Source organism: Micromonospora pallida (assembly GCF_900090325.1).
GTDB classification, from domain to species: domain Bacteria; phylum Actinomycetota; class Actinomycetes; order Mycobacteriales; family Micromonosporaceae; genus Micromonospora; species Micromonospora pallida.
On record NZ_FMHW01000002.1, the window covers coordinates 829,458 to 840,658 of the forward strand.

The following is an 11,201-nucleotide window of genomic DNA, read 5'->3' on the forward strand; positions in this document are numbered from 1 at the left end:
TGGCTGGCCGAAGTGCAGTTGCGGTACGTCGTGCAGGTCGGGGTTCGGTAGTCGGTGCATGTCCGGTGAGGTGATCTCGATGATGAGCATCTCGGTGAGGAACTGCGCGGTGGCGTCGAGCAGGTGGCTGGTGTCGTGTTGGTCGGGCTGGACGACGATCATTCGGGCTTTGGTGAGGAGTTCCAGGCCCATGTAGCGGCGGCCTTCGGTCCACTCGTCGGTCTGTTCGGCGAGGACCGCGCCGACGAGGCGGATGATCGCTGGCCGGTTGGGGAAGATCCCGACGACGTCGGTGCGGCGGCGGATCTCCTTGTTCAGGCGCTCTTGGGGGTTGTTCGACCAGATCTGTCGCCAGATCTCACGGGGGAACCCGGTGAAGGCGAGGAGGTCCTCGCGGGCCGCGTCGAGGTGCTCGGCGGCGGCCGGGAACTTCGCTTCGATCGTGGTCACGACCCGCGTGTACTGGGCTTTGACGGCGTCGGCGTCGGGCTGGTCGAAGATCGTGCGCACGAGGGTGGCGATCCATGGCTGCGCCGACTTGGGCACCTTCGTGAGCAGGTTGCGTAGGTAGTGGGTGCGGCAGCGCTGCCACGATGCGCCGGGCAGCGCGGCGCCGATCGCCTGCACGAGGCCGCGGTGGGCGTCGGAGATGACCAGTTGGACGCCGGTCAGTCCGCGGGCGGTCAGTGATCGTAGGAACGCCAGCCAGCCGGCGCCGTCCTCGTCGGAGGCGACGTCCAGGCCGAGGACCTCGCGTTGGCCGTCGGCGTTGACGCCGACGGCGATCAGGGCGTGGACGTTGACGGTGCGTCCGTGTTCGCGGACTTTCATCGTTAGCGCGTCGGTCCAGACGAACGTGTAGTGGGCGGCGTCGAGGGGCCGGTTGCGGAACGCCTCGACCTGGGCGTCCAGATGCTGCGCCATCTCCGACACCTGCGACTTCGACAGCTGCCGGATGCCGAGCTGTTCGACGAGTTTCTCCACCCGCCTTGTGGAGACTCCGAGCAGGTAGGAGGTCGCCACGACCGAGACCAGGGCCTGCTCGGCCCGCCGGCGGTGGGTCAGCAGCCAGTCCGGGAAGTACGAGCCGGAACGCAGCTTCGGGATCGCCAGGTCGATCGTCCCGGCGCGGGTGTCCCACTCCCGGGTCCGGTAGCCGTTACGGGAGTTCACCCGCTCGTCGCTGCGCTGCCCGTAGCCGGCACCGCAGATCGCGTCCGCCTCGGCGGACATCAACGCCTGCGCGAACGTTTTGATCATCGCCTGCAACACATCCGGCGACGCGCCCTCAAGCTGCTCGCGCAGCAGGTCAACGGGGTTCACACTCTCAGATGCGGCCATCGCGTCCTCTCTTCCTTCTCTGACTTGGTCGTCTTGAAGGATCGACGCGATGGCCGTCTCTCATCTACGCAACACGCCCATCACGGGCAAGTCGTACACCACGTCCGTGGACGCAACCCGACACCGTCGGCGGCAAGGCAGGATTCACGCCGCCAGCGTGCCGGAACCACCGAAACCCGACCGGCGACGACACACCCGCCACCGCGGCCGCGTCCTCGGTCATCACACCGCGACTGATCGCAGCCCAGAACTTGACCCTGTCCTGACGCCACGCCACCGTCGGTCGCCCCGGCGAAGGGATCTGACCCCGATACTCCCGAACCCGCTTCTGCCCAGGCCCGTACGCCATCGCTCCACCTCTCCGACAAGGTGTTGCGACGACCGGTTGAATCCGTCCAGTTCACTGTCGTGCGGCAACGGCCGGTGGGCGTGCGTGTCGGTGCGCAGGATGTTGGCCAGCACCACCGCGTCGGCGTGGTCGGATTTCTTGCGTGACACCGAGTACCGCTCCCGGTAGCGGGCCACCGCCATCGGGTTGATCGAGTACACCTGCCGTCCGCTCGCGCGTAGCGCCGAGACCAGCAGTCCGCGCGGGGTCTCGATCGCCACCGGGATCCGGTGGTCGGCGCTGTCGCCGGCGGTGGCCAGCATCTCCACCAGCGTGGTGAATCCGTCCAGGTCGTCACCGATGCGGCCCTTAGCGACCAGGTGACCGTGCTCGTCGACCAGGGCGATGTCGTGATGCTGTTCCGCCCAGTCGATGCCGCAGTACACCGCCAACTTCAGTCCCTCCCACTCTGCTCGTACCGGTGCGCAACCCTGGCGGAAACGCGCGGCGCCCTAATGACGAGGCTCTGTGGCCTACCCTCCGATGAGCCGTTCGCGATTCCAGCGACCCGCACGGTCCCGGTCTTCGCAGTCAGAGCTCGTAGGCTCCCGGTACGCGAGGTGTTCGCCGTGCGGGCGGGATGCAACCACGATCAACATCTTGCCCAAGGTCGCGAGGTGGTCCGGCACCACCGAGATCTGCCGGTCTTGCACGAGACCTGCCGCGGTCCAGAGGTGTACAGGCATGTCCCCGGCGAGCCGGACCACCACCTGAACGGCTCGCCGAGCCCACGTTGCCGATCTTTTTGGAGACCTCCACAGGCCAGGTAACGGGCAGGCATCCCATGGACCACGGTGAGCCGTCCGGGACTCATTAGGTAACGGGGGAGGGGAGGTTTCCGCCTGGCGATCCTCGGCGTAGTGGCGGTGGCCGCGCCGCTGATCGTGACCGTGATCGGCCGGGGGAAGGTGCACGCCCCGGCGACCGTGGCGCGGCTGCTGGCCGGCCGCCGGTAGGATCACCAGCGCGGTGCTTCCGGTACCGACCAGCCTCAGCGGCCTTCACTTTCCCCTGGCGGGAGGGCGGGGGCCGCTTCGTGCAGTAGTTGATGTTCGTCGATTCATCTGTCAAGCTCGGGCTTCGGACCGAAGAGACTGGAGCTCGCATGCCTGCACTTCGTCGGATCGTCGCCACGGCGTTGGCCGGGGCGGTGTCCGCGTCCGTCCTGCTCTCCGGGCCGGCGGTCGCCGTCGAAACCAAGTCCTTTTACGGCAACGGAATGAATAACAACTACTTCACGGCGCTGTTCAAGGCCCAGGAAAACGCGCGTTCCCTCGCCAGCGCGGACGGGTTCGAGCCGAGCACGCAGTGCAGCCCTGGCGGAAGCTACACGACGCAGCCGTGGCCGGGCCTCTACTCTGTGACGGCGCAGATCATCTGCACCCGCTGACAACCCAGCGCCCCCGCCGCCGCGAGGCAGCGGGGGCGCTTTGCTGCGTCTACGCCGCGGCGGCGGTGCGCTGCTGCGTGTCCGGGCCCGGACGTCGGTGGTCTGCCGACCGGTGCCGCCCCACCGCCTTCGGGTGTGGCCGGCGGCTCGGAGGGGGCCGCGCCGACCCGGTCAGCGTGCCGGGTGCCGGGCGGTCCGTCCAGCGGATCCAGGCCGCCTGTGGACAGCGGGACTGTGGATAGCCGCCTGATCAAGCTGGCTCAGTCGTACGTTCCGGCGCCGTCCGGAGATCTCCACGGTGAGCAGCCCGCGTCGCTCCAGCGTGTTTAGGCTGGCCGCACCGGCCAGGTCCACGGCGGCGGCCAACGGGACGAGCTCGCCGAGGCCCGTTCGAGCTTGTCCTGCTCAACCCGCTCGGAAACGGCGAACTGCTCCCGGAGCAACTCGACGAGCCGGGGTGCCGGACGCAATGGGCCGGTCAACCGCCACCGTACAGGGCATCGGGTGCTTCCCTGCCCGCCCAGAACGAGCAGGAAGCCTCTCGTTCCTCTCATATGAATCCTTTGATAGCAATGGCCCAAAACCGGCGCGGCATGTGCCGCCGGGCCGATCGGTTCCGGCGCTGGGGTCGGATGGCGGGGGCGTGAGGGGCCCCGGGGCGGTACCCCGGGTGGGGCTTCGTGTTGCGCGGGGCGCTGCGACGCAAATGGGACCGAGCGCGGCCTTGCTCTCACGGGAGCGCTAGCTGTTCACCCCAGGGAAACCTTCGTAACACGATTGTATTGACTTCCGACCGACCGGACGGTAGGACGTAGGGAGTCAGCCTTCGTCGGAACGGAGCCGCCATGGACGTGCCCCTGCGCAACGTACGTGTGGTCATCGGATCGATCGGCGACGACATTCACGTCGTCGGTATCACGATCCTCGGGCACGCGCTGCGCAACGCCGGAGCGGAGGTGATCCAGTTGGGCATCCAGACCCCACCGGCGGAGTTCGTCGCGACCGCGGTGGCGGAAGACGCCGATGTGGTGATGGTGTCCTCGTCCAACGGCCACGCCGCCATCTGGTGCGACACCCTCCGCGCCGACCTCGACGCCGCAGGCGGCGAGGGCGTCTTGCTCTACGTCGGCGGCAACCTCGCCGTCAGCGCGTTCACCCCGTGGGAGGGAACCGAGGCGAGATTCCTCGACATGGGGTTCGACCGTGCCTTCGGCCCGGCCACCCAGCCCGCCGAGGCCATCCGGGTTCTTGCCGAGGACCTCCGGGCACGCGACACCGACGAGTTCCGGGAGGCCAGCCGTGCCTGAGCTACCAAGCAACGAAAAGATCGAACTTGCCGACTTTCTCCGGCGACGCGAGCGGGTCTTCCGGGAGCAGTTGGACCGGGAGCCGTACGACCTGGACGAGTGCACCGCCTGGGCCGTGCGCAACGCGCAACGCGGCACCATGAGCGGCCTGCTGGCCGATGCCAAGGCCGCCGGGGGAACGGTGGTTGTCCCGCGGGCCGGCGTGGCCACGATGGACGGCCAGCGCGCGCTCATGCGGGAACTGGACGAGGCAGGCGCCGGGGTGCTGCCCATCACCGTCGACAGCCTCACCCGCGAACTCAAGTTCGACGAGGCCGCTCGCCGGCTGGCGGCGAGCACCGCAACCGACTCCCAGCTCAACGGGTTCCCCATCGTGGCACACGGCATCGACGCCACCCGCGAACTCATCGCCAGCTTCGACAAGCCGGTCATCATCAGAGCCAACGCCGTGGACCTGCGCATCGTCGCCGAGACCGGTCTCGCCGCAGGCGGCACCGCGTTCGTCTCCGGGCCGATGTACGCCACGCTCGAGTACTCCAAGCACACGAGTCTGGCCGAGTCGATCCCGAAGTGGCAGTACGTGTTCCGGTTGCTCGGCCACTACACGGAGGCCGGGGTACCCGCCGGCGACGACGCGGTCGGATTCGCCCAGAGCGGCACCTGCTCGGTCCCGTCGCTCATGCTCGTCGGCACCGTAATAGACGCGCTCATCATGGCAGGGCAGGGCGTGAAGCACATCATGCCGTACGCCATGTTGCAGGGAAACATCGCCCAGGACGTGGCCTGCTGTCTCGCCTCGGAGGCGCTGACCCAGGAGTATCTGCGCCGGCTCGGCTTCGACGACGTGACAACCTACGTTGCCTCCAGCGACTGGAACGGTGCCTTTCCGCGGCGGACTCCCGACGCCTATGGGCTGATCGCCGCCAACATCGTCGCGGCCGCGATCGCCAAAGCCCCGCTGAACTACGTCAAGACGATCGAGGAGGGGATCGGGGTACCGACAGCGGCGGCCAACGCGGCCAGCATCCGGGTCACCCGATACCTCCTGCGGCTCATCGGTCTGCAGGCCGACTCGCTGCGCTCACCGGACGTGCAGTTCGAATTCGACCTCATCCTCCTGCAGGCCCGTGCCATCCTCGACGCGGTGCTCGACGCCGGCGACGGTGATCCGGTCCGAGGAGCGGTCCGTGCCCTCGAGCTCGGCGTCCTGGATATCCCGTTCTCACCCAACATTCACGTCAAGGGCAACGTCCTGCCCATCCGGGACGCCGCCGGAGCGGTCCGCTTCCTCGACCACGGCAACCTGCCCATCCCCGCGGAGGCGACCCGGTTGGAGGCGGAACGGCTGGCCCGCAGGCGCGGAGACGGACCGGAGCTGTCCTACCAGGACATGATCGACGACCTGCAGTTCCTCGAACTGGATCCCCCTCCGGCCACCACACCGGCCGGCCCCACCTCGGCAAGGACACGTGCCTGATGCCCGACCTGAACTCCTGGGACACCTCCGTCACCGACATCGCCCAAGGCGTGATCGCCTATCGCGGCACGCCGATCGGTGAGGTCATCGAGGAAGCCGACCTTGCCGACGCGCTCTGGCTGGTCCTCTTCGGCCACGAGTCGTCGCCCGGCGGGGTGGACGCGCTCCGCCGGGCGCTGATCGCCGCGCTCGACCACGGGGTGGCGGCACCATCCACCCTGGTATCCCGGGCCACCGCGTCGACCCGAGGCGCGCTGCCGCTGTCGATCGCGGCCGGGCTCATCGCCTTCGCCGGCCCCGCGCACGGCGGCGCGGCCGAGGCCGCAGCCGAGTTGTTTGTGCAGATCGCCGACCTGGGCGGCACCGAAACGGCGGTATCGACCGTGGTGTCGGCGGAGCTGACCGCGGGGCGCCGGGTTCCCGGCTACGGACACCCGTACCACGATCGGGATCCCCGGGTGCCGGCGCTGATGAACGGCATCGAGCCGACGCGTACGCACCGGGACATCGCGGGTGCGGTGGAGCGGGCCCTTCTGGCCGAGACCGGCAAACCGCTGTACATGAACGCCGACGCCGCGGTCGGGGCGCTCCTGCTGGACGCGGGACTCGGCGCAGCGGAGGTCACTCTGGTGACAGCGCTCGGCCGGGCCGTGGGGCTGGCCGCCCACGCGCGGGAGGAACGCCTCAACGAGAAGCCATTCCGGGCACCCGCGCTGACTACCGTGCACTTCCATCCAACCGCGGAGACGTCGTGAGCAAACTGTTCGAGCATGAGGTGAAGGAGCTGCTGTCCTGCGTCGGCGTCGCGGTGCCGGAGGGGATGCTGGTCAACCCCGACGGCGAGCAGGGCGTCATCGATGCCACCGCGCCGGGCCCCTTCTTCGTCAAGGCACAGGTCGCGGTGGGGGACCGGGCCACGGCGGGTGGAGTGCTGCGGGTCGACACGCTCGCCGAGGCCCGCGCCGCCGCCGCCGACATCCTCGGCCGCCGGATCCGCGGGTCGCTGGTCGAGTGCGTGCTCGTGGAGCGCGCGGTGCTGGGCGCGTGGTTCGGGTACGCCGCCGTCACCATCGCCGAGGACCCGCCCCGGCGGATGCTGGTCTTCTCCACCACTGGCGGGGGTGGTTTCGACCCGTCCACGGCGGAGGTCCAACTGGCCCTCACCGATGGACCGCAGGGCTACCGGATCCGCCGGGAACTACGCCGGATCGGCATCGACTCCGCCCAGTTACCGGCCATCACCAGCTACCTGGAAAAGCTGGTCGACTGTGCGCTGCGGTGGTGCGCCTACACGCTGGAGACCAACCCGGTGACGTACGCGGACGGTCGCGTAGTCGCCTTGGACGCCAAGGCCGAACTGGACGACTACTCCAAGAAGCTGCTCCCGCGACCGGAGTTGCTCAACCGCCCCGAGCAGGATGCGCGGGAGCGGGCGGCCCGGGACTGCCAGCAGACCGACCATCGGGGGAGCCTGCGATATGTCCAGCTGGTCGCCGAACCCGACCGGGCGGGGCCGGTGCAGGTGGCCTCGCACTCGGTGGGGGGCGGCGAGTCGATGGTCGTACTCGACGCGCTCGCCGCGGCCAACCTGGTCGCCACCAACTACTGCGACACCTCCGGCTCCCCCTCCGAGGAGAAAGTGGCCACCGGAGCCGCTCTGGTGGCCGGGCAGTCCCACATCGACGGACTGTTTTTCTCCACCTGCATCGCCAACCAGCCGCTGGCGGTGACGGCCAGAGGGCTCGTCCGAGGCTGGGAGGACGTGGGCTGGCGCGGCCCCACCGTGGTCCGATTCGCCGGCAACCAGTCGGCGGAGGCCCGCGACATCGTCCAGGACTGGGCCCGGAGGCGGGGGGTTCCGATCGACACCGTCGGTGAGGAGACCGACGAATGGGAGGCGGCACGGCGGTTGGCCGTCCTGCTCACGAAGGTGGACGCGCTATGACCTTCCTCATCGACCGGGACACCCGGGTGCTGATCCAGGGCATCACCGGCACGCTCGGCCGCTTCGTGGTGTCGATGATGGCCGGGGCCGGACTGGCGCCGGTGGCCGGAGTCACTCCGGGACGGGGCGGCACCAGCGTGGACGGCGTACCCGTCTTCGACACGATCGACGAGGCCAGGCGGGCCACCGGCGCGGACGCGTCGCTTGTCCTCGTTCCGGCCGCCGGTCTGCGCGACGCGGTCCTGGAGGCGATCGACGAGCGGCTGTCGACCGTGGCCCTGATGGTCGACGGTGTCCCGCTCGGGCTCAGTCTGGACCTGATCTCGGCGGCCGCTGACGCCGGGGTGACCCTGGTCGGGCCGAACAGTCCCGGTGTCATCGCACCCGGCCGATGTCTGCTCGGAGCGCTGGACCCGCGTCGGTTCACCCCCGGCCGCGTGGCCATCGTCTCCCGCAGCGGCGGCATGATGTCGACGCTGGCGCATACTCTGACCGCAGCCGGATTCGGCCAGTCAACGTGTGTCGGCATCGGCGGGGACAGCGTGATCGGCCTGGACATGCCGGCCGCGCTGCGCCTCGCCGAGGCGGATCCGGACACGGACGCGACCGTGGTGTTCGGCGAGATCGGGACCACGCAGGAGGAGCGGGTCGCGGCGCTGATCGCGGCGGGCCAGCTGACGAAGCCGATCGTGGTCTACATCGCCGGTCGGGCCGCGCCGCCGGGCATCCGGTACAGCCATGCCGGGGCCCAGTCCGAGGGGAACCGGGGCACGGCCGCGTCGAAGATCGAAACCCTGCGAACCGCCGGTGCGTTGATCGCCGAGCGCTACACCGACGTGCCCCGGCTGTTGGCCCGTGCCAGGCTGAGCGCCGGAGCCGGCGCGGCCATCGGGTCCAGCGGAGGCGACGCCACAGCGGGCGGCGCATCCACCGGGTCCACCGCGGGACGTGGGTGAGCTATGGCACGCGCCCGCCAGCCCAAGACCGACGCGGACGTGGCGGCGCTGCTGGATGCCGTCACCACGGGTACGCCATGGGTGGTCGGCAGACTGCTCTCGCTTGCCGAGGATCCGGCCTCGGCGCGTGTTCTGGCCCGGGCACTGTCAACTGCGGCGGAGGGTCGTGCACCTCCGGCGGAGGGCGCCACACCTGCGGCGGAGGGCGGTGGTCCACACGTCGTCGGGATAACCGGGCCGCCGGGGGTGGGCAAATCGAGCATTGTCTCCGCGCTGCTGCGGGCGATGCGGCGCGACGGGCTGCGGGTCGCCGTTCTCGCGGTTGATCCGTCCTCTCCGTACAGTGGCGGCGCGCTGCTCGGCGACCGTACGCGAATGCGCGAGCACGCCACCGATCCGAACGTCTTCATCCGCTCCCTGTCCAGCCAGGGACAGCTCGGTGGCCTGTCGCGCGCCGCGCCGCTGGCCCTGCGCGTGCTGGGGGTGGCCGGGTTCGACGTGATCATCATCGAGACCGTCGGGGTCGGGCAGTCCGAAGTGGATGTCGCAGACGCGGCGGACACCGTGGTGGTGGCACTCGCGCCCGGTGCGGGGGACGAACTGCAGGCCGCCAAGGCCGGCGTACTGGAGATCGCCGACATCTTCGTCGTGAACAAGGCCGATCTGCCGGACGCCGCCCGGGTGGTGCGCCAGCTCCGGCGGACAGCGTCGCTGAACGGGACTGACACGGCGCCCGCCGGATGGCGCCCGATGGTCGTCCGGACGGTTGCGTCGGCCGACGACGTGGCCGAGCTGCGTGCGGCCGTGGCCGCACATCGGACGCATCTCGACAGGTCGGGAAGCCGCGCGCGGCGACGGGCTCAGCGCACCGCCGCGGCCGTACGCGCGGCAGCGCTGCACCGGTGCGACGAGCTGTTGCGCGGGGACGACGCGGGTGTGGTGGCCGAGCTTGCCGGGCGGGTGGGCCGCGGCGAACTGGACGTGTACGCCGCGGCTGACCTCCTGGTCGCGCGGCTGAGCACTTCGTTCCGCTGAAGTTACGAAATTATCGCCGCGCTGTTTCCAAACCATTGACAGCCGACCGACCGGACGGTAGACAGATCGCCACGACTGGTCGACAGCACATTCCCCCAGCCCTTCTGCACGGAGGAGCGGATAAATGACACTGTGTGAAGGCACGTCGGGCCGCTGGTCGGTCCGCGGCCGGACCGGACTTCGGGTCGTGGCCATGGCCGCGGCCGCCCTGCTCTTCACGGCATGTGGATCGACAGGCGAACCCGCCGGCTCGAACGGCTCAGGCTCCACCTCCGGCCCCATCAAGGTCGGGGTGCTGCAGTCGATCACCGGCACGCTGGCGCCGTACGGCATCGCCGAGCAGCGCGCCACCGAGATCGCGATCGACCAGATCAACAAGCAGGGCGGCATCAACGGCCGCCAACTCGAAATGGTCTTCTACGACCCGGCCGGCGACACCGCCAAGGCCGTACAGCTGACCCGGCGCCTCATCGACCAGGACAAGGTCGACGTGGTGGTCGGCGGCGGCACCTCCAGCGGCATCGCCCTGGCGATGAAACCGCTGCTCCAGCAGGCCGGCATCTTCTTCATGTCCACCGAGGCGGCCGAGAACATCGTCGCCCCGGCGGCCGAGTCCCCGCTGACGTTCGCGACCACGCTCTCCACCAGCATCGTGACCGCGGCGATGTTCAACCACCTGAAGCAGAAGGGCATCACCAAGGCGGGCATCCTCGGTGACAGCACGGCGTACGGCCAGGCCGGCGTCACCTCGGCCGAGGCCGCCGCGAAGGCTGCCGGCATCGAGTTGGTCAAAGCCACCTACGATCCTGCGGCGACCGACCTGACCCCGGACATCAACAAGCTCACCGCGGCCGGCGCCAAGGCGTGGATCAACTGGACCTCCGGCCCGTCCGCGGTCCTGTTCATGAAGAACGTGGCGAGCCTGGGGCTGGCCGCGCAGGGGCCGATCATGTGCTCGTTCACCTACTCGAACCCGGCGCTCATGAAGCAGGCGGGTGAGGCGAGCAAGGGCGTGACCGTGGCGGGCGTCAAGGCGACCGTGCTCGACTCGCTACCGGCGTCGGACCCTCAGAAGGCGCCGCTCGACAAGATGGCCGCCGATCTGAAGTCGAAATACAACGAGGAAGCCACCATCTACGCCTCGCAGACCTACGACGCGCTCAACGTGACCGCGGAGGCGATCAAGAAGGCCGGCAGCACCAAGGGCACGGACGTGGCCAAGGCGATGGAGGGCCTCAGCTTCGTCGGCACCCAGGGCACCTACAACTACAGCGCCACCGACCACCGCGGGCTCGACCCGTCCGTCCCGATCCTGATGATGTGGGACGGAACCACCTTCAAGCTGGAAACGACGAGCTGACC

The 11,201-nt window shown here is 69.4% G+C and carries 8 protein-coding genes and 3 pseudogenes; 8 read left to right on the forward strand and 3 right to left on the reverse strand.

Annotated features, from left to right (window positions below; all coding sequences use genetic code 11):
• Window positions 1-129: 129 nt before the first annotated feature.
• The 3 pseudogenes from GA0074692_RS03785 to GA0074692_RS03795 form a co-directional block, all read right to left on the reverse strand.
• Window positions 130-1,341: pseudogene (locus GA0074692_RS03785) on the reverse strand (IS256 family transposase); the annotation flags it as partial.
• A gap of 115 nt (window positions 1,342-1,456) precedes the next feature.
• Window positions 1,457-1,690, reverse strand: a pseudogene (locus GA0074692_RS03790) (IS30 family transposase); the annotation flags it as partial.
• A 47-nt stretch (window positions 1,691-1,737) separates the two neighbouring features.
• Window positions 1,738-2,121, reverse strand: a pseudogene (locus GA0074692_RS03795) (IS110 family transposase); the annotation flags it as partial.
• 713 nt (window positions 2,122-2,834) lie between these two features.
• On the opposite strand from GA0074692_RS03795, the gene GA0074692_RS03805 reads away from it, so the two are divergent.
• The 8 genes from GA0074692_RS03805 to GA0074692_RS03840 all read left to right on the forward strand — a co-directional run bounded on the left by GA0074692_RS03805 (window position 2,835) and on the right by GA0074692_RS03840 (window position 11,199).
• Complete coding sequence (locus tag GA0074692_RS03805; RefSeq protein ID WP_091639366.1) at window positions 2,835-3,119, forward strand: hypothetical protein; 285 nt, start codon at window positions 2,835-2,837, stop codon at window positions 3,117-3,119.
• Window positions 3,120-3,964: 845 nt separating this feature from the next.
• Window positions 3,965-4,426, forward strand: coding sequence for a methylaspartate mutase subunit S (glmS, locus tag GA0074692_RS03810; protein ID WP_091639368.1), 462 nt, complete (start codon window positions 3,965-3,967; stop codon window positions 4,424-4,426).
• Entirely contained in the window at window positions 4,419-5,903 is a 1,485-nt protein-coding gene (locus GA0074692_RS03815) for a hypothetical protein (RefSeq protein WP_091639371.1), read from the forward strand. The genes glmS and GA0074692_RS03815 overlap by 8 nt, the downstream gene beginning before the upstream one ends.
• A complete protein-coding gene (locus GA0074692_RS03820; RefSeq protein WP_091639374.1) occupies window positions 5,903-6,658 on the forward strand; it encodes a citrate/2-methylcitrate synthase in 756 nt (251 codons plus the stop codon). The genes GA0074692_RS03815 and GA0074692_RS03820 overlap by 1 nt, the downstream gene beginning before the upstream one ends.
• Window positions 6,655-7,848 carry an ATP-grasp domain-containing protein gene (locus tag GA0074692_RS03825; RefSeq protein WP_176738276.1) on the forward strand — a complete coding sequence of 398 codons (1,194 nt, stop codon included), beginning with the start codon at window positions 6,655-6,657 and terminating at the stop codon, window positions 7,846-7,848. Before GA0074692_RS03820 ends, GA0074692_RS03825 begins: the two co-directional genes overlap by 4 nt.
• Window positions 7,845-8,804 (forward strand): succinate--CoA ligase subunit alpha, encoded by a 960-nt coding sequence (locus tag GA0074692_RS03830; RefSeq protein ID WP_176738277.1) that lies wholly within the window; start codon window positions 7,845-7,847, stop codon window positions 8,802-8,804. Before GA0074692_RS03825 ends, GA0074692_RS03830 begins: the two co-directional genes overlap by 4 nt.
• A 3-nt stretch (window positions 8,805-8,807) precedes the next feature.
• Window positions 8,808-9,839, forward strand: a complete 1,032-nt coding sequence (gene meaB / locus GA0074692_RS03835; RefSeq protein ID WP_091639381.1) for a methylmalonyl Co-A mutase-associated GTPase MeaB — start codon at window positions 8,808-8,810, stop codon at window positions 9,837-9,839.
• Between the two features lie 124 nt (window positions 9,840-9,963).
• The gene (locus tag GA0074692_RS03840; protein WP_091639383.1) at window positions 9,964-11,199 is read left to right on the forward strand and encodes an ABC transporter substrate-binding protein; all 1,236 of its coding nucleotides are present in this window, start codon (window positions 9,964-9,966) and stop codon (window positions 11,197-11,199) included.
• Window positions 11,200-11,201: the final 2 nt, after the last annotated feature.